Genomic DNA, 18,859 nt, shown 5'->3' on the forward strand with positions numbered 1-18,859 from the left:
GTGTGGGGGGCTCAGTTTGTCAATTCGGGGCGCCCCGCTCGTTGACGATCCGTCAGACCTCTACGACCACAGGCAGGATCATCGGGCGACGGCGGTAGGTGTCGGAGACCCACTTGCCGACGACCCGTCGGATGAGCTGCTGCACCTGGTGCGGTTCCAGAACGCCGTCCTCGGCGGACCTGAGCAGCGACTCCTCGATCTTCGCCACCACCGGTGCGAACGCCGCGTCCTCAATGCCCGAGCCGCGCGCCTGGATGTCGGGGCCGCCAACGATCTTGCCCGTCGTGCTGTCCACGACGACGAAAATGGAGACGATGCCCTCGTCGCCGAGAATGCGGCGGTCCTTGAGCGAGGTCTCGGTGACATCGCCGACGGACAGACCGTCGACGTACACATATCCCGCCTGCACCTTGCCGGTGATCCTGGCGACGCCGTCGACCAGGTCCACGACCACGCCGTCCTCGGCGATGACCGTGCGCTCCTTCGGAACGCCGGTGGCGATTCCGAGATCCGCGTTGGCCCGCAGATGGCGCCATTCACCGTGCACCGGCATGAGATTGCGCGGCTTGCAGATGTTGTAGAAGTACAGGAGCTCACCGGCCGACGCATGGCCGGAGACATGCACCCGGGCGTTGCCCTTGTGCACGACGTTGGCGCCCCAGCGTGTCAGCCCGTTGATGACCCGGTACACCGAGGTCTCGTTGCCGGGGATCAGCGAGGAGGCGAGCACCACCGTGTCGCCCTCGACGATCCGGATCTGGTGGTCGCGGTTGGCCATCCGGGAGAGCGCCGCCATCGGTTCGCCCTGCGAGCCGGTGCAGATCAGCACGATCTCCTCGTCCGGCAGGTCGTCCAGCGTCTTGACGTCCACCACCAGGCCGCCGGGAACGCGCAGATAACCGAGGTCACGTGCGATGCCCATGTTGCGGACCATCGAGCGGCCGACGAACGCCACCCGGCGCCCGTACTCGTAGGCCGCGTCGAGTACCTGCTGGATGCGGTGCACGTGGCTGGCGAAGCTGGCCACGATGATGCGGCGCTCGGCCTTGGCGAAGACCTGACGCAGTACCGGCGTGATGTCGCGCTCGTGCGGGATGAAGCCGGGGACCTCCGCGTTGGTGGAGTCCGACAGCAGCAGGTCGATGCCCTCCTCGCCGAGCCTGGCGAAGGCGGGCAGGTCGGTGAGGCGGCCGTCCAGCGGAAGCTGGTCCATCTTGAAGTCGCCGGTGTGCACGACCATGCCCGCGGGGGTGCGGATGGCGACGGCCAGGGCGTCCGGAATGGAGTGGTTGACGGCGACGAACTCGCAGTCGAAGGGGCCGATGCGTTCCCGGCGGCCTTCCTCGACCTCCAGCGTGTACGGCCGGATGCGGTGCTCCTGGAGCTTGGCCTCGATCAGGGCGAGGGTGAGCTTCGAGCCGATGAGCGGGATGTCGGGCTTCTCGCGCAGCAGGAACGGCACGCCGCCGATGTGGTCCTCGTGACCGTGGGTGAGGACGATGCCCACCACGTCGTCGAGGCGGTCCCTTATGGAGGTGAAGTCGGGCAGGATCAAATCGATTCCGGGCTGCTCCTCCTCCGGGAAGAGCACCCCGCAGTCGACGATCAGCAGCCGGCCACCGAATTCGAAGACCGTCATGTTGCGGCCGATCTCACCGAGGCCGCCGAGCGGGGTGATGCGCAGGCCGCCCTGCGGCAGGGCAGGGGGCGCCGCGAGATCAGGGTGCGGATGGCTCAAAAGTATCTCCTTACCACTCGCGCCACGTGCCCTACGCGGGTTCGTGGCGCGAGTGCGTCGTGCTGTGTTTCCGGTCCGGTATTCAGTTGTGAAGTCTTTTGCTAGAGCTGTACCCCGCCCGCGGCGAGATCCCTCTTCAGCTGCTCGGTCTCGTCCTCGGAGAGTTCCACCAGGGGCAGCCGTAGCGGCCCGCCGGGCAGGCCCTTCAGGCCGAGGGCGGCCTTCACCGTGATGACGCCCTGGGTGCGGAACACGCCGGTGTAGACGGGCAGCAGCCGCTGGTGGACCTCCAGGGCCTTGGCCACGTCGCCCGCGAGGTAGGCCTCGACCAGGGAGCGCAGCTCGGGCGTGACCAGGTGGCTGACGACCGAGACGAAGCCGACCGCGCCGACCGACAGCAGCGGCAGGTTGAGCATGTCGTCGCCGGAGTACCAGGCCAGGCCGCTGCGCGCGATGGTCCAGCTGGCCCGCCCGAGGTCGCCCTTGGCGTCCTTGTTGGCGACGATGCGCGGGTGCTCGGCGAGCCGGACGATGGTCTCGGTCTGGATCGGGACACCGCTGCGGCCGGGGATGTCGTAGAGCATCACCGGGAGGTCGGTGCTGTCCGCGATGGCGGTGAAGTGCCGGTACAGGCCCTCCTGGGTGGGCTTGCTGTAGTACGGCGTCACGGTGAGCAGGCCGTGGGCTCCGGCCCGTTCGGCCTGGCGGGCGAGTTCGACACTGTGCCGGGTGTCGTTGGTGCCGACACCGGCGACGACGAAGGCGCGGTCGCCGACCGCTTCCCGTACCGCCCGCACCAGCTGCTCTTTCTCCGCATCGCTGGTGGTCGGGGACTCGCCGGTGGTGCCGTTGACGATCAGGCCGTCGTTGCCTGCGTCCACCAGATGGGCGGCGAGGCGCTGTGCGCCGTCGACGTCGAGGGCGCCGTCCGGGGTGAACGGCGTGACCATTGCGGTCAGGACCCGCCCGAAGGGGGTCTGCGGTGTGGAGGTCGGAGCCATGGGTCCAACGCTACTCGTAGCGAGTACGGGGGTGTCCCCTCGGGGACCTTCGCGGCTGCCCCAAGAGGCTGCTCAGAGGATTCCGGCGCTGCCTGCTCGGGGGTCCAAGCAGCACCGGAATCCGTTTCTGCAGCCTAGATGAACTTCACCAATACCCGCAATTTGGACACTTGAGGCACTGGTTCGACGGCCCGTGCGTCAGCGCACGTCAACTGGTGTCCGCACTACGGGGCGATACGTCCGTTGGCGTTGAAGGCCGCGTGGGTCAACGGCATGAGCTTGGCCCACTCCGCCTCCATCTTCTCGCCCACCATCTCGATCTCCCGCTGCGGGAACGAGGGCACCTTGGCCAGCTCGTGCTGGGTGCGCAGACCGATGAAGTGCATCAGCGAACGGGCGTTGCAGGTGGCGTACATCGAGGAGTACAGGCCGACGGGGAGCACCGAGCGGGCGACCTCGCGGGCCACACCGGCCGCCAGCATCTCCTGGTAGGCCTCGTACGCCTGGCGGTAGGAGTCCTGCATCACGCGTCCGGTCAGTTCCTGCTGCGCGGGGGTGCCCTCCACGAACACGTACTTGCCGGGACGGCCCTCCTGCACCAGCTTGCGGCTCTCGTCCGGGACGTAGAAGACCGGCTGCAGCTCGCGGTAGCGGCCGGACTCCTCGTTGTACGACCAGCCGACGCGGTGCCGCATGAACTCCCGGAAGACGAAGATCGGCGCGCTGATCAGGAAGGTCATCGAGTTGTGCTCGAACGGGCTGCCGTGCCGGTCGCGCATCAGGAAGTTGATGAGCCCCTTGGACCGTTCGGGGTCCTTGGCCAGCTCGTCGATGGACTGCTCCCCCGCGGTGGACACTCGCGCCGCCCACAGCACGTCCGAGTCCGCCGCGTTGTGCTTGACCAGTTCCACGGTCATGTCGCTGCGGAACCGTACAGCGGTCTCAGTGGAGGTGTCGGTCACCAGTGGTCCTTCCTGCCTGCGGTTGTCGCCTGGGGACGCCCAGGGGGCGGCGCCAAGCTTACGTCGAAAAATCCCCGGAGATTCCGGGGGAAACGGGCACTACCGGGCGGCTTCGTACGTTTCCAGGCCAGACGCCGAAGCAGGTGCGAGCCCACGACCAGGGAGGGTGCCCTATGTTCCGCCGGGGAGAGCCGGTTCCGTTCGCCTTCGTCGCCGAGGCGGACCGCTTCCGAAGCAATGTGGCCCCTCCCCCGCGAGAACGTGCCACCCGCGTCCAGCTCGCCGGGCGCATACTCGCGACGGTCACCGTGGTCGCCTCCCTGGTGGGTGCCGTCGTCCTCGGCATGCCCGCGTTGGAAGTGCACCAGCCGGGCACCACCGGCCAGCATTCGGCGACAGCCGCCCAGCACCGCTAGCGCCACCCGGCGCCGCGCCCGCTGTCGCAGAGCAGGCGTTGGCGCCCAGCCGCGCCTGACCGGCCGCTGAACGGCGCTGGTAGCCTCACCCGTCACAGAGCCACCCATGCCTGTCCGACGGAAGGGACGTCGACGCCGTGCCCCTGTCCTTCCTCACCGCCGACGGCGGCCACGACCAGCCTTCTGACGCCGCTCCCACCGCACGGCACCATGCCGCCAGGGACTCCGAGGACCATTGGTGGCGGCCGTACCGGCCGGGCCCATGGCGGGTGGCGATCGCCTCGCTGCTGCTGGTGATCGCCTCGTACCTGCTGTTCGCCGGGGTGATCGTGGCCGCGGCGGGCGGCCTGACCGGTGCCGGGCTGAGCGTCGGCACCGCGGTGCTGGTGATCGCCGGGGCGCTGCGGTCACTGCGGATGGGCGTCTGGGTGAGCGGCCGGGGGCTGCGGCAGGTCGGCCTGCTGCGTACGGTGACGGTGCCGTGGGGGCGGGTCGGGGCGGTACGCACCGCGCAGCAGCCGGTGAAGTGGCTGGCGCTGCCGCGCACCGTGCAGGGCCAGGCGCTGGTGCTCCAGGCTGCTGACGGCGCGGAGCCGCGCACCCTGATCACCGACCACAACGCGGACTTCCTCGGCCGCTCCGACGCCTTCGACCTCGCGGCGGACGTGGTGGAGGACTGGGCGACCCGCTCGCGCGGCTGAACCAGGCGGTGCGGCGGCACCGGGCCGCCGCACCCCGGGCGGGTGCCCTACCCCCGTACCGCCTTGCCGTCATGCAGGGCGATGGCCCGCTGCATCGCCTTGCGCGCCCGCGGGGTGTCCCGCGCATCGTGGTACGCGACCGCCAACCTGAACCAGCAACGCCAATCGTTCGGAGACGCCTCCGTCTCCGCCTGCCGCTTGGCGAACACCGCGTCGGCGGAGTCTCGGTCGATCTTGCCACCGGGGGTGCGCACCAACTCGTCCACCGGTAGGCCGCCTTCGGCGTCCAGCTCCTTGGCGAGCTGGTCAGCCCGGTGCGCGAAGCGGGTGGTCTGCCACAGGAACCAGGCGCCGATCAGCGGAATGATCAGCACGGCCACGCCGAACACGACGGTGATCGGGGTGCCCTGCTCGATGAGCACCACGCCCCGGTCGCCGGCCAGCACGAAGTAGACGACCAGGACGGCGGCCAGGACGAAATACGTGATCTTGGCGCGCACGTCCCTCAGTCCAGATCCATGAAGTGTTCGAGCCCGAAGGTCAGCCCCGGCACCTCGCCGACCCGGCGGGCGGCCAGCAGGATGCCCGGCATGAAGCAGCTGTGGTGGAGCGAGTCGTGCCGGATGGTGAGCGTCTCGCCGGTGTCACCGAACAGCACCTCCTGGTGGGCCAGCAGCCCGCGCAGCCGGACCGCGTGCACCGGCACCCCGTCCACGTCCGCGCCACGGGCGCCCTCAAGGCCGTGCGTGGTCGGGTCCTGCTGGGGCGCGATGCCCGCCTTCTCCCGTGCCGCGGCGATGAGTTGGGCGGTGCGGGTCGCCGTACCGGACGGGGCGTCCGCCTTGCCGCGGTGGTGCAGCTCGACCACCTCGACGGACTCGAAGAACCGGGCGGCAAGCTGCGCGAACTTCATGCCGAGCACCGCGCCGATGGAGAAGTTCGGCGCGATGAGCACACCGGTGGACGGCGACTCGGCCAGCCAGCCGCGCAGCGTGGCGAGGCGCTCCTCGGTCCATCCGGTGGTGCCGACCACCGCGTGGATGCCGTGGCGCACGCAGAACTCCAGATTGCCCATCACCGAGTCGGGGTGGGTGAGTTCCACGACGACCTCGGCACCCGCGGCGGTCAGCACGTCGAGCGAGTCGCCCCGCCCGAGCGCGGCCACCAGCTCCATGTCGTCGGCGGCCTCGACGGCACGTACCGCCTCGGAGCCGATGCGTCCGCCCGCGCCGATGACGGCTACCCGCAGCTTGCTGCTCATCTTTCGCGATTCCTCCGGTTAGGGGGCTTCAGTCCCGGCCGCGCTCAGGCCACGGCCTCGTGCAGCCGCGCCGCCTGCTTGCCCAGCGGGCCGATCGCGGCCAGCGACGGGCGGGCGTCCAGCACATCACGCGCCACCGCCCGTACGTCGTCCGGGGTGACGGCGGCGATCTTGGCCAGCATCTCGCCCACCGACAACTGCTCGCCCCAGCACAGCTCGCTCTTGCCGATGCGGTTCATCAGGGCCCCGGTGTCCTCCAGGCCAAGCACGGTGGAGCCGGACATCTGCCCGGCGGCCCGCCGCAGCTCCTCGTCCGACAGACCGTGTTCCACGATGTCGTGCAGCTGGTCGCGGCAGATCTTGAGCACCTCGCCGGTCTTGTTCGGCGCGCACCCCGCGTACACCCCGAACAGTCCGCAGTCGGCGAACGAGGTGGTGTACGAGTACACCGAGTAGGCCAGCCCGCGCTTCTCCCGCACCTCCTGGAACAGCCGGGAGCTCATGCCGCCGCCCAGCGCGGTGTTGAGCACGCCGAGCGCCCAGCGCCGCTCGTCGGTGCGGGACAGGCCGGGCATGCCGAGGATGACGTGCGCCTGCTCGGTGCGGTGGTCCAGCAGCTCGACGCGTCCGACGCTGCGCACCGTACGGGCGCCGGAGCGCGGTGGCGCCGGCAGCGCCATGGGGTCGCCCAGCGCGCCCGCCCGCTCGAAGGCGCGGCGCACCTGGCGTACCACCTTGCCGTGGTCGATGTTGCCCGCGGCCGCGACGACCAGGTTCGGCGCGCCGTAGTGCCGGTCGTAGAAGCGGGCGATCTGGTCCCGGGTCAGCGCGTTGATGGTGTCGACCGTGCCGAGCACCGGACGGCCCAGCCGGGAGTCGCCGAGGACCGCCGTGGTGAACAGGTCGTGCACCTGGTCGCCCGGATCGTCCTCGGTCATCGCGATCTCTTCGAGGACCACGCCGCGCTCCGCGTCCACGTCCTCGGCGGTGATCAGCGAGCCGGTGAGCATGTCGCAGATGACGTCGATGGCCAGCGGCAGGTCGGTGTCGAGCACCCGCGCGTAGTAGCACGTGTACTCCTTGGCGGTGAACGCGTTCATCTCGCCGCCGACCGCGTCGACCGCCGCGGAGATGTCCAGCGCGGTACGCCGCTCGGTGCCCTTGAAGAGCAGGTGTTCCAGGTAGTGCGTGGCGCCGTTGAGCTTGGGCGTCTCGTCCCGCGAGCCGACGCCGACCCATATCCCGAACGTCGCCGAGCGGACGGTCGGCAGGGTCTCGGTGACGATCCGCAGGCCGCCGGGGAGGACCGTCCTGCGGACCGTGCCGCCGCCGTCCTCGCCCTTGAGCACGGTGCGGGTGGTGGTACGGGGGACGGCCCGCCCCTCGGAAGAGGTGCGGGCCGTCCCACGGTGCGTTGCCGAGGTCACTTGGCGGACTCGTCCTTCGCGTCCTCGTCCGCGCCGTCCTCGCCCTCGATGACCGGGATCAGCGACAGCTTGCCGCGCTGGTCGATCTCGGCGATCTCGACCTGGACCTTGGCGCCGACTCCCAGCACGTCGTCCACGTTCTCCACCCGCTTGCCGCCGGCGAGCTTGCGGATCTGCGAGATGTGCAGCAGACCGTCCTTGCCCGGCATCAGCGAGACGAACGCGCCGAACGTGGTGGTCTTGACGACGGTGCCCAGGTAGCGCTCGCCGACCTCGGGCATCGTCGGGTTGGCGATGCCGTTGATGGTGGCGCGGGCGGCCTCGGCGGCCGAGCCCTCGGAGGCGCCGATCAGCACCGTGCCGTCGTCCTCGATGGCGATCTCGGCGCCGGTGTCCTCCTGGATCTGGTTGATCATCTTGCCCTTGGGGCCGATGACCTCGCCGATCTTGTCGACCGGGATCTTGATGCTGATGATCCGCGGCGCGTTCGGGGACATCTCGTCCGGAACGTCGATGGCCTCGCTCATCACGTCCAGGATGTGCAGTCGCGCGTCCCGGGCCTGCTTCAGCGCGGCGGCCAGCACGGAGGCGGGGATGCCGTCGAGCTTGGTGTCGAGCTGCAGCGCGGTGACGAACGTCTTGGTACCGGCGACCTTGAAGTCCATGTCGCCGAACGCGTCCTCGGCGCCCAGGATGTCGGTGAGCGTCACGTAGTGCGTCTCACCGTCGATCTCCTGCGAGATCAGGCCCATGGCGATACCGGCGACCGGGGCCTTCAGCGGCACACCGGCGTTCAGCAGCGACATGGTCGACGCGCACACCGAGCCCATCGAGGTCGAGCCGTTGGAGCCCAGCGCCTCGGAGACCTGGCGGATGGCGTACGGGAACTCCTCGCGGGTGGGCAGCACCGGGATCAGCGCCCGCTCGGCCAGCGCGCCGTGGCCGATCTCGCGGCGCTTGGGCGAGCCGACGCGGCCGGTCTCACCGGTGGAGTACGGCGGGAAGTTGTAGTTGTGCATGTAGCGCTTGCGCGTCTCGGGCGACAGCGTGTCCAGCTGCTGCTCCATGCGCAGCATGTTCAGCGTGGAGATGCCCAGGATCTGGGTCTCGCCGCGCTCGAACAGCGCCGAGCCGTGCACCCGCGGCACGACCTCGACCTCGGCGGACAGGGTGCGGATGTCGGTGACACCGCGGCCGTCGATGCGGACCTTGTCCTTGATGACGCGCTCGCGGACCAGCTTCTTGGTCAGCGCGCGGTAGGCGGCGGAGATCTCCTTCTCGCGCCCCTCGAACTGCGGCAGCAGCTTCTCGGCGGCCAGCGCCTTGACCCGGTCCAGCTCGGCCTCGCGGGCCTGCTTGCCGGCGATGGTCAGGGCCTGGGCCAGCTCGTCGCGGACTGCCTCGGTGAGCGCCTCCAGGACGTCGTCCTGGTAGTCGAGGTAGATCGGGAACTCGGCGGTGGGCTTGGCGGCCTTGGCGGCGAGGTCCGACTGGGCCTTGCACAGCGCCTTGATGAACGGCTTGGCAGCCTCAAGACCGGCGGCCACGACCTCCTCGGTCGGCGCCTCGGCGCCGCCCTCGACCAGCTTGATGGTCTTCTCGGTGGCCTCGGCCTCGACCATCATGATCGCGACGTCGCCGTCCTCGAGCGTGCGGCCCGCGACGACCATGTCGAACACGGCCTCTTCCAGCTCGCTGTGGGTCGGGAACGCCACCCACTGGCCGCGGATCAGCGCGACGCGCACGCCGCCGATCGGGCCGGAGAACGGCAGACCGGCGAGCTGCGTCGAGGCGGAGGCGGCGTTGATGGCGACCACGTCGTAGAGGTGGTCCGGGTTGAGCGCCATCACCGTGGCGACGACCTGGATCTCGTTGCGCAGGCCCTTCTTGAAGGACGGGCGCAGCGGGCGGTCGATCAGTCGGCAGGTGAGGATGGCGTCCTCGGAGGGGCGGCCCTCACGGCGGAAGAACGAGCCGGGGATCCGCCCGGCCGCGTACATCCGCTCCTCGACGTCCACCGTCAGCGGGAAGAAGTCGAGCTGGTCCTTGGGGTGCTTCGACGCGGTGGTGGCCGACATGACCATGGTCTCGTCGTCCAGGTACGCCACGGCGGAGCCGGCGGCCTGGCGGGCGAGGCGGCCCGTCTCGAAGCGGATGGTACGGGTGCCGAAGGGGCCGTTGTCGATGACGGCGTCGGCGTAGTGGGTCTCGTTCTCCACTATGGGGATTCTCCTTGTGTCTGCCCCCGGGCAACCGCCCGGGGACCCTCTGCGGTGGAGCGCCGCACGTGTGCCGACCCACGGTCCCGGCCGGGCCGGTCTTCGATCGAAGCCACCGGGTGCCGCGCTCGCGCGCTGCCCGGGGGCCACTACCGAGGACCGGCGCCTCTGGCACCGACTCGGCGGTCGGCTGGCGCGGGCGCTCCTCCTTCTTCCGAAGCCTCTACCCGAGGCTTCTCCGGTGTGAAGTTGTCTTCTGTGCGAAGTCGCCTTCGTCAGGTGGTACCGGGGCCAGCCTACAAAGCTTGCGGTCCGGTCACATGCGTGGCGTGGTCACACATACGGCAAAGGGAGCGGCCCCCAGGTCTGGGAACCGCTCCCTCCACGACGTCTTACTTGGCGCCCGCCGCACCACGGCGGATGCCGAGGCGGTCGACCAGGGTACGGAAACGCGTGATGTCCTTCTTCGCCAGGTACTGCAGCAGGCGGCGGCGCTGGCCGACGAGCAGCAGCAGACCACGGCGGGAGTGGTGGTCGTGCTTGTGGGTCTTCAGGTGCTCGGTCAGGTCCGAGATGCGGCGGGTCAGCAGCGCGACCTGGACCTCGGGGGAGCCGGTGTCGCTCTCAGAGGAACCGAACTCGGTGACGATCTGCTTCTTCGTGGCGGCGTCGAGCGACACGCGTACTCCTTCGAGTGGTCGTTGTCCGCGAGTGCCCCTGGTCTTCATCACAGACGGGTCTTGGATGACTCGGCGGACAGGCCGCATGCGGGCATGCAGCGATCACCCAGAGTACCAGCCGCTACCCGGAGGTCATCCCGCGGGCCGCCGCGTACACGTTCAGCACCGCAAGGCACAGCGGTACCAGGGAGAGCAGCACGGCGCCCTCCACCAGGTCGAGCAGTCGGCCCCAGAACGGGGAGACGCCCTTCTTCGGCACGATCAGCGCGATCGCGGTGAGCAGCCCGGCGCCCGCGGCGACGCTGGCCGCCAGCCACACGGTACGGATGTCGACCTGGGCGCTGTTACCGGTGAGCAGGTCGCGCACCAGGCTCGACGGGGGGTTGAGGGACAGCCCGAGCACCAGCAGGCCGATCGCGGCGATCCCGGCCACCAGCAGGCAGGTCACCTGTGCGGTGTAGCGGAAGAGCCGGGCCCGCAGCAGCGTGGCCGCCCCGACGGCCAGTGCCAGCAGCTGCGCCCAGAGGGAGTGCGTGAAGCCGAGCACCGCGGCGCAGCCCACCACGACCGCCGAGCAGCCGCCGACCAGTCCGAGCAGCATCTCGTGGCCGCGCCGGGCGCGGGCGGCGATCCGCTCCTCGTCCACCGGCTCGTCCCGGCCGTCGGCGCCCTCGGCGCGCGGCGCGGTGTAGCCGATCGGCAGCCGGGCGAAGCGGGCGGACAGCGAGGGCAGGAAGGCGGTGACCGCGATCGCCGCGACGGCGCACGTGGCGGCGGTGTCGCTGGCGGACGCCTCGGTGAGGATCCCGACGAAGGTGGCCAGGGTGCCGACGCCGGACACGAACGCCGCCGCCACGAACGGGGCATCACCTTGCGGGGTGAACGCGATGAGCAGCGCTGACACCACCAGCACGGTGACGCAGCCCAGCAGGAACTGCAGCCGCCCCTGTCCCTGTCCGGGGTCGGCGGCGACGATGCCGGATCCGGCGATCATCAGCAGCGGCAGCGCGGCCAGCCCGAGCGCGACGGCGGAGCCGCGATCGTCGTAGACCCGGGCACGGACCGCCGACAACGCGGTGAGCAGCACCCCGGCCGCGCCCGCGATGACGCCGGGCAGGCTGTGCATGTCGTGCCGTACCGGGTCGGCGAACCACAGCACGAAGCCCATCAGGACCAGCAGCAGCACACCGCCGACCAGTCCGGCCGCCCGCATCAGGTCGTCGTTCCAGCGCCGCCGGTCTCGGGTGACGGCGGAGGCGACGGCGTCCACCACGTCGTCGTAGACCGCGGGCGGCAGCGACTCGGCGAACGGGCGCAGGGAGAGCAGTTCGCCGTCCAGCACGCGCTGCGCGGCGAGCGAGCGGGCGCCGTCGAGCACCGTGCCGTCCCGCCGCACCAGGTGCCAGCCGGTGGGCGCGCCGTCCGGCTGCGTCTGTCCGGACAGTCGCAGGATCTCGGGGTACACGTCGGCGAGCGCGATGTCCTCCGGAAGGGCGACATCGATACGGCTGTCGGGTGCGACGACGGTGACCCGGCAGAAGCCGGTCCCTGCGGTCGTGCTCACCTCGCGGTTCCCCCTAGCGTGCGTACGGTGCGGCAGGTGCGGGTGGTCACCCTATCGGGATGGCGAGTTGGCATGCCCAGTAGGATCGGCCGTCGCGCGGAGGGAGGCCGTCGCCACGGGGGCGCCGGTGCGGAACTTTCGTCTCCGCATTGAGGATTGATGCATCGGTGAGTGTGGTCGTCGTCAAGCGCCCGCCCCGGGCGGTGCCGCCCGAGGTCCCGACCGAGGAAGTGCGACTGGAGACCCCTCCCGAACTGCCCAGAACCCAGGACCAGGGCATCTTGATGGCCCTGTTGCCGATGCTCGGCATGGCCTCGTCGGCCGCCTTCTTCTTCATGCCGGGCCAGCAGGCGTTCATGAAGGTCATGGGCGGACTGATGGTGGCCTCCACGGGCGCGATGGCCATCGCCCAGGCGGTCAAGATGCGCCAGGGCCCCAGCGGTCAGATGTCGCAGGCCCGCCGCGACTACTTCAAGTACCTGGCGCAGGTGCGCAAGCAGGTCCGCAGGACGGCGGTGACCCAGCGTGCCGCCCAGTTCCACCAGCACCCCTCCCCCGACCAGCTGTGGTCACTGGTCGCCGAGGGCAAGCGGGTGTGGGAACGCCGCATCAACGACGAGGACTTCGCGCAGGTGCGCATCGGCCTCGGCCCGCAGCAGCTGGCCACCCCGCTGGTCGCGCCGACCACCGCCCCGGTGGACGAACTCGAACCGCTGACCGCCGCCGCGATGCGCCAGTTCCTCTCCGCCCACGGCGCCCTCGACGGCCTGCCGATGGCGGTCAGCCTGCGCTCCTTCTACCACCTGACCGTCTCCGGCGCCCCCGACTCGGTCTACGGCAGCGCCCGCGCCCTGCTCGCCCAACTCGCCGCCCTCCACTCCCCCGAGGACCTGGTCATCGCGGTCGTGGCGGGCCGCGGCGCGGCGTCGGAGTGGGAGTGGGCGAAGTGGCTCCCGCACACGCAGCTGCCGGGGGCGTTGGACGGGGCGGGGGCGCGGCGGTTGTTCTCCGACGACCTGGGCGAGTTGGAGGAGCTGCTGTCCAAGCACCTGGAGGGCCGACCGCGGTTCCACCGCAGTGGTGAACTTCTCCTCGACCAGGCGCATGTGGTGATCGTCGTGGACAACGCCACGGTGCCCGCGGAGTCGTTGATCGCCAGCCCCGAGGGGCTCCAGGGCGTCACCGTCGTGGAGGTGGTGGCGGGTGAACTGTACGAGCCGAGTGGGGCGTTGTCGGTGATCGTGCAACCCGGGCGGCTGCGCACCGAGACCGCCGACGGCATCGTGTACGAAGGCTCCCCCGACTTCCTCAGTGACACCGAGGCGACCGCACTGGCCAGGCAGCTCGCACCGCTGCGGGTGGGCAGCGGGGACGGTGAGGAACCCCTGCTGACGAACCTGGAGTTCACCGATCTGCTCGGGCTCGGCGACGCCGCCTCGGTGGACGCCGCACGGACCTGGCGGCCGCGCTCCCACCATGAGCGGCTCCGGGTTCCGATCGGCGTGGGCCAGGACGGCCAGCCGGTGATGCTCGACCTCAAGGAGGCGGCCCAGGAAGGCATGGGACCGCACGGCCTGTGCGTCGGGGCAACCGGTTCGGGCAAGTCGGAGCTGCTGCGCACACTGGTGCTGGGCCTCGCCGTCACGCACTCCTCCGAGACGCTGAACTTCGTGCTCGCCGACTTCAAGGGCGGCGCGACATTCGCCGGTATGTCCGAACTGCCGCATGTAGCCGCCGTCATCACCAACCTGGCCGACGACCTGACACTGGTCGACCGCATGCGCGACTCGATCACCGGCGAGTTGCAGCGCCGCCAGGAGTTGCTGCGCTCCGCGGGCAACTACGCGAACATCCACGACTACGAGAAGGCCCGGGCGGCGGGCGCACCGCTGGAGCCGCTGGCTTCCCTGCTGCTGGTGATCGACGAGTTCAGCGAACTCCTCACCGCCAAGCCGGACTTCATCGACATGTTCATCCAGATCGGCCGAATCGGCCGGTCGCTGGGTGTCCATCTGCTGCTCGCCTCCCAACGCCTGGAAGAAGGACGACTGCGCGGGCTCGACACCTACCTGTCGTACCGCATCGGTCTGCGCACTTTCTCCGCGGCGGAGTCCCGGGCGGCGCTGGGCGTCCCGGACGCCTACCACCTGCCGTCGCTTCCGGGTTCGGGGTATCTGAAGTTCGGTACGGACGAGATGGTGCGCTTCAAGGCGGCCTACGTCTCCGGCGCCTACCGTTCCGGCGTCACCCATTCCGGCACCGAGTCCCTGCCGGTGGAGAAGCGTCCCGTGCTGTTCACGGCGGCGCACGTGCCCGTGACCTACGCGATGCCCGAACCCGGATTCTCCCTGGCCCCGCGAAACGATGACGACTCCTCGCTGACCGACACCGTTCTCGACGTGATAGTTCAGCGGCTCGAAGGACAGGGTCCACCGGCCCATCAGGTCTGGCTGCCGCCGCTGGACAAGGCGCCCTCGCTCGACGAACTGCTCCCGCCGCTGGCTCCGGTGGAAGGCCGTGGCCTGACGGCTCGGGAGTACCCGCGCCCCGGCGGACTGGTCGTTCCGCTGGGCGTCGTGGACAAGCCGTTCGAGCAGCGGCGCGACACCCTCTACCGGGACTTCTCCGGTGCGGCGGGCCACATGCTGGTGGTCGGTGGTCCGCAGTCCGGCAAGTCGACGCTGCTGCGCACGCTCATCAGTGCCTTCGCGCTCACCCACACTCCGCGGGAAGTGCAGTTCTACGGGCTGGACTTCGGTGGCGGCTCGATGAGCTCCATCGCCGATCTGCCGCATGTCGGCGGTACCGCTTCGCGTCTCGACCCGGAGAGGGTGCGCCGTACGGTGGCGGAGGTCGCCGGAATCCTCGCGCGCAGGGAGGAGTTCTTCCGCGCCCAGAGCATCGACTCGATCACCACGTATCGTCGCCGCCGCGCCGCCGGAGACCTTCCCGACGAGAGTTGGGGCGATGTCTTCCTCGTCGTCGACGGGTGGGGCGCCTTCAAGCAGGACTACGAGATGTACGAGCCGGTGGTGACGGACATCGCGCAACGCGGCCTCGGCTATGGCATCCATGTGGTCATCAGCGCTTCCCGGTACATGGAGGTGCGGCCCGCGCTCAAGGACCAGATGCTCAACCGCCTCGAACTCCGCCTTGGCGACCCACTGGACTCGGAGTTCGACCGCAAGGTCGCCGCGAACGTCCCGGCGGGGGTCGCCGGTCGCGGTCAGCTCCCCGAGAAGCTGCACTTCATGGCTGCGCTACCGCGGATCGACGGAGCCAGCACGGTGGAGGGCCTGTCGGACGCCACCGCGGCCATGGTCCGCACCGTCGACGGCGCTTGGGCCGGCCCGCACGCGCCCAAGGTCCGGCTGCTGCCGCGCATGCTCCCGGCCGACGAACTGCCCAAGGGGTTCGAGTTCCCCGACCAGGGCTTCGCCATCGGCCTGGACGAGAACAACCTCGCTCCGGTCTTCGTCGACTTCGAGACCGACCCGCTCTTCGTGGTCTTCGGAGACAGCGAGTCCGGAAAGTCCTCTCTCCTGCGGCTCATCGCCAAGCAGATCTCGGAGCGGTACACGCCGCAGGAGGCACTCATCGTCGCGGGCGACTACCGGCGTTCGCTGCTCGGTGCGCTGCCGGAAAGCCATCTGCTGGAATACGCCCCGATGGCGTCCTCGCTCGAACTCCACATGAACGAGCTCAACGCCCTGATGCAGCGGCGTGCGCCCAAACCGGACGTAACCCCGCAGCAATTGCGTGACCGCAGTTGGTGGCAGGGCCCGCAGTTCTTCATCATCATCGACGACTACGAACTCGTCTCCACCGGGCCAAGCAACCCGATGTCGGTTCTGGTGGAGAACCTTCCGTTCGCCCGGGACGTCGGCATCCGCTTCATCATCGCCCGCAGTTCCGCGGGAGCGAGCCGCTCGATGTACGAGCCGTTCATGCAGCGCCTCAAGGAACTCGGCGCCCAGGGCGTGGTGTTGTCAGGCGACCCGGGAGAAGGGGAGATCCTGGGCAACGTCCGCCCGCGCCCGATGCCGACCGGCCGTGGCTTCTTCGTCTCACGCAAGCGCGGCACACCACTGGTCCAACTGGGCTTCCTGCCCGAGCAGTAGCCACCGCGGCGCTGACCATCGCCACGATGCGATGGTCAGCGCCGTTTGCTAGCGTCGATTGATCGTCTGCCACCAGGAGGGGGACCGGGATGTCCGGCGACAAGGGGGACTTGAAGTCGAGCTCCCAGAGCAAGAAGGACGCCGTATCGGCGCTGAAGGGACTGGAAGAGGACCTCAAGACAGACGGCAGTTGGGCGGACAGCTCTACGCACGACGCCGTCAACACGCTCAAGGGGTGGGACACCGCGACAGGGCTCAAAGACGCGCTGACCGAATGGGGCCAGCAGGTGAATGACCTACGCAACCGCTTCCTGGGAGAGCAGACGGCCCTGGGCAAGACCAACACGCTCTTCGTGGGCAACGACGGTGACACCTCCGGCCAGTTCTCCATACAGCCGCGGATGCCGCTGTCACCGCAGGACCAGTACCCGCCGTTGGTCCTCAACCCCAGCCCCACCTCGAAACTGTCGGACTACTAGGGGTAGCCGTGCCTACGTACCAGCAGGTCATCAGCGCGGACCTGTCGAAGCTCACCGATGCCGCCAAGAAGTGGGACGAGATGGCAGGCAAGTTCGACACCATGGCGACCACCTACAAGAACAAGGTGCAGAGCACGGGTGTCGACGGCAGCTGGTCAGGTCTCAGCCAGCAGGCGTACGCCCCCGCATCGATCAAGACCCTCGCTGACATTAACGCCGCCAAGAAGGAAGCCACGGCCGTCGCCTCGCTACTGCGCCAGGCGGAGGGCAAGCTCAGCGAGCTCCAGGGCAACGTCAAGAAGGTCGTCTCGGACGCCGAGCACGCGGGCATGAAGGTGGACGAGAACGGCATCGCGTCCTTCGACTACAGCAAGGTGCCGGCACACGAGCAGAACTCCATCGCGCACGACCCGGACCTCCACGAGGTGGAAGGCCAGTGGACCCGCCGCGTTGCCGACGCCGTCCAGGCCGTCAACGACGCGGACTACGGCATCAAGCTCGCCCTCCGGGACGCCTCCAACTACCAGCCCCTAAACCTCAACGGCGTCGCCTTCAACGCCAACGCCGACGGCGACCTTGAACGCGACGAGGGCCACCAGGCCGCCAACCTCGCCCTGGAACTCGACTCCAAGGGAAAGCTATCCAGCGAGGACATGCAGAACCTGGAAAAGCTCATGCGCGCCAATTCGCATGACAAGGACTTCAGCCAGACGCTTCTCACCGACCTCGGCGCCGGCGGCACCATCCAACTCACCAACCGGCTCAACGACCTCGCGTACTCCACCGACAAACGGAACCAGACGCAGTACCTGAGACTGGAGACCGGCTTCGCAGACAGCCTCGCGGCGGCCACCAAGGATCCTGGGTCTTCCTTTTACAAGCGGTGGCGCGATGATCTACAGAAGGCGGGAGTCCGGGAGTACCGGCTCCCCATCGACGACGTTCCCGGGTGGTACAACGTCCGCGGATACCAGAGTTTGGTGTCCCTCATGGAGCACGGGAGCGGTTACTCTCATCAGTTCCTTGACGACCTGGGCGACGATCTGATCAGCGCCGAGAAGAAGAACAAGGACATATGGCACCTGAAGGATTCGTATGTGGACGCCGGCCGTGCATGGGGTCTCGCAAACGATCCGCTCGACGGCGTTCTCGGCATCATGAGCCACGATCCGGGCGCCGCGACCTCATTTCTTGACACGCGAACCAGCGCGGGCCAAAGCCGCTTCGACTACCTAGTCAAAGACCGCGACTGGAACATCGTGGATCACACTCGCTGGCAGGGAAACATAGAGATTCCGACGTCTCCGTCCATGGACCCCAACGGACCCAAGGGGTTCGCGGCAGCACTTGAAGCCGCGGTCACCGGGCGACCGTACGGCGATGACGGCCCCCCGATCAGGCACTCGGACGCAAGTGCCGCGATCATGCGGCACACCGTGAATCTATTCGGCGACAACCCAAGCCTTATCTCGGATGGTGGCAGGTTCTCGTCTATGCGAAGCACCCTGGGCGACATGACTGCGGAATACATGGGCGACTTCCAGCGCAGCATGTACCATTCCTACGACCTACCCACATTCGGCAGTAGCGCAAACTTCGACGGCCAAAACGTGGCTCCCTTCCTCGCCACCATCGGGCAAGACCCACACGCCTACGCTGCCATCACGGGCGCACAACAAGCATATACCAGCAACCTCGTAAATGAGGCCATCAACGAGGGTCATTCGGACTCCGGAAATTCCATTGACGGCCGTATAGCGAATGCCGTGGGCCCCGGCGCCGAAATCTCCGGCATCATGAGTGAAGCGCGCTCCGAAGCAATTCACTCGGCTCACACCGCAAGCGACAAAGCCTTTAACGACAAGGTTGATATCGCCGACCAATGGGCTCTCCGCGTGCTGGGGGTAGGCATGGGAGCAGCTAAGATCCCGGAGGAACTTTCCGGCGTCAGCACTGTCGAGGGTTGGTTGCAAGACGACATAAATCAGAACATCATGAACAGCATTCATCGTGACACGACTGTCGTGGCACAACACGACGCCGGGGACACGTACGCAAACGGCCGATTCGCCGCAGTTGATGCAGCTAGAGCTGCAGTCGCGCGCGCAGGTGCGCAGAATCACCTCTCACAAGACACCATCAGGTCTCTGCAGGATTCGGCTGGGGGTGCCGTCTCGACACACTTCGGCGCAGGAACAAGCTGGCAGAAATCACGTAACGGGTGACAGGTCCACTGAAAGGTTCACAGCTGTGGGTGTAAGATCCGCTCCTTGCCCCAAGGGGGCAATCG

Annotated in this window: 14 protein-coding genes; 5 read left to right on the forward strand and 9 right to left on the reverse strand. The window is 68.6% G+C overall.

Features of this window, described 5'->3' with window-relative positions; all coding sequences use genetic code 11:
- Positions 1-52: 52 nt before the first annotated feature.
- The 3 genes from P3G67_RS33600 to thyX form a co-directional block, all read right to left on the reverse strand.
- Positions 53-1,738, reverse strand: a complete 1,686-nt coding sequence (locus P3G67_RS33600; RefSeq protein ID WP_269859452.1) for a ribonuclease J — start codon at positions 1,736-1,738, stop codon at positions 53-55.
- A gap of 101 nt (positions 1,739-1,839) precedes the next feature.
- Positions 1,840-2,739 carry a 4-hydroxy-tetrahydrodipicolinate synthase gene (dapA, locus tag P3G67_RS33605; RefSeq protein WP_276096884.1) on the reverse strand — a complete coding sequence of 300 codons (900 nt, stop codon included), beginning with the start codon at positions 2,737-2,739 and terminating at the stop codon, positions 1,840-1,842.
- Positions 2,740-2,963: 224 nt separating this feature from the next.
- Positions 2,964-3,701, reverse strand: a complete 738-nt coding sequence (gene thyX, locus P3G67_RS33610; RefSeq protein ID WP_269859454.1) for an FAD-dependent thymidylate synthase — start codon at positions 3,699-3,701, stop codon at positions 2,964-2,966.
- 173 nt (positions 3,702-3,874) lie between these two features.
- Here thyX and P3G67_RS33615 point away from each other — a divergent pair, with 173 nt between their 5' ends.
- Positions 3,875-4,117, forward strand: a complete 243-nt coding sequence (locus P3G67_RS33615; RefSeq protein ID WP_276096885.1) for a hypothetical protein — start codon at positions 3,875-3,877, stop codon at positions 4,115-4,117.
- A 137-nt stretch (positions 4,118-4,254) separates the two neighbouring features.
- On the forward strand, positions 4,255-4,818 hold the full coding sequence (locus P3G67_RS33620; RefSeq protein WP_276096886.1) for a hypothetical protein: 564 nt from the start codon (positions 4,255-4,257) through the stop codon (positions 4,816-4,818).
- 47 nt (positions 4,819-4,865) lie between these two features.
- Here P3G67_RS33620 and P3G67_RS33625 read toward each other — a convergent pair whose 3' ends face one another.
- The 6 genes from P3G67_RS33625 to eccD all read right to left on the reverse strand — a co-directional run bounded on the left by P3G67_RS33625 (position 4,866) and on the right by eccD (position 11,969).
- Positions 4,866-5,318, reverse strand: coding sequence for a hypothetical protein (locus tag P3G67_RS33625; protein WP_276096887.1), 453 nt, complete (start codon positions 5,316-5,318; stop codon positions 4,866-4,868).
- Between the two features lie 5 nt (positions 5,319-5,323).
- On the reverse strand, positions 5,324-6,079 hold the full coding sequence (gene dapB / locus P3G67_RS33630; protein WP_269859458.1) for a 4-hydroxy-tetrahydrodipicolinate reductase: 756 nt from the start codon (positions 6,077-6,079) through the stop codon (positions 5,324-5,326).
- A 44-nt stretch (positions 6,080-6,123) separates the two neighbouring features.
- Positions 6,124-7,506, reverse strand: coding sequence for a M16 family metallopeptidase (locus P3G67_RS33635; RefSeq protein WP_276096888.1), 1,383 nt, complete (start codon positions 7,504-7,506; stop codon positions 6,124-6,126).
- Positions 7,503-9,725: a polyribonucleotide nucleotidyltransferase gene (locus P3G67_RS33640; protein WP_276096889.1), complete on the reverse strand. Its 2,223-nt coding sequence runs from the start codon at positions 9,723-9,725 to the stop codon at positions 7,503-7,505. Before P3G67_RS33640 ends, P3G67_RS33635 begins: the two co-directional genes overlap by 4 nt.
- A 392-nt stretch (positions 9,726-10,117) precedes the next feature.
- Positions 10,118-10,405: a 30S ribosomal protein S15 gene (rpsO, locus tag P3G67_RS33645; RefSeq protein WP_269859461.1), complete on the reverse strand. Its 288-nt coding sequence runs from the start codon at positions 10,403-10,405 to the stop codon at positions 10,118-10,120.
- Positions 10,406-10,526: 121 nt separating this feature from the next.
- Positions 10,527-11,969 (reverse strand): type VII secretion integral membrane protein EccD, encoded by a 1,443-nt coding sequence (gene eccD, locus P3G67_RS33650; RefSeq protein WP_269859462.1) that lies wholly within the window; start codon positions 11,967-11,969, stop codon positions 10,527-10,529.
- 167 nt (positions 11,970-12,136) lie between these two features.
- Between eccD and eccCa the strand changes: the two genes are divergently transcribed.
- From eccCa to P3G67_RS33665, 3 genes are all read left to right on the forward strand, one after another.
- Positions 12,137-16,090, forward strand: a complete 3,954-nt coding sequence (gene eccCa / locus P3G67_RS33655) for a type VII secretion protein EccCa (RefSeq protein WP_276096890.1) — start codon at positions 12,137-12,139, stop codon at positions 16,088-16,090.
- 89 nt (positions 16,091-16,179) lie between these two features.
- A complete protein-coding gene (locus P3G67_RS33660) occupies positions 16,180-16,569 on the forward strand; it encodes a hypothetical protein (protein ID WP_276096891.1) in 390 nt (129 codons plus the stop codon).
- A gap of 8 nt (positions 16,570-16,577) precedes the next feature.
- On the forward strand, positions 16,578-18,794 hold the full coding sequence (locus tag P3G67_RS33665; protein ID WP_276096892.1) for a DUF6571 family protein: 2,217 nt from the start codon (positions 16,578-16,580) through the stop codon (positions 18,792-18,794).
- Positions 18,795-18,859 lie beyond the last annotated feature (65 nt).

This window comes from Streptomyces silvisoli (assembly GCF_029269905.1).
GTDB lineage: Bacteria > Actinomycetota > Actinomycetes > Streptomycetales > Streptomycetaceae > Streptantibioticus_A > Streptantibioticus_A silvisoli_A.

What these genes read in the sequence shown, in the direction of transcription:
- dapA (WP_276096884.1), bottom strand. Translation starts at nt 2,739, where the DNA reads ATGGCTCCGACCTCCACACCGCAGACCCCCTTCGGGCGGGTCCTGACC.
- P3G67_RS33615 (WP_276096885.1), top strand. Translation starts at nt 3,875, where the DNA reads ATGTTCCGCCGGGGAGAGCCGGTTCCGTTCGCCTTCGTCGCCGAGGCG.
- dapB (WP_269859458.1), bottom strand. Translation starts at nt 6,079, where the DNA reads ATGAGCAGCAAGCTGCGGGTAGCCGTCATCGGCGCGGGCGGACGCATC.
- P3G67_RS33660 (WP_276096891.1), top strand. Translation starts at nt 16,180, where the DNA reads ATGTCCGGCGACAAGGGGGACTTGAAGTCGAGCTCCCAGAGCAAGAAG.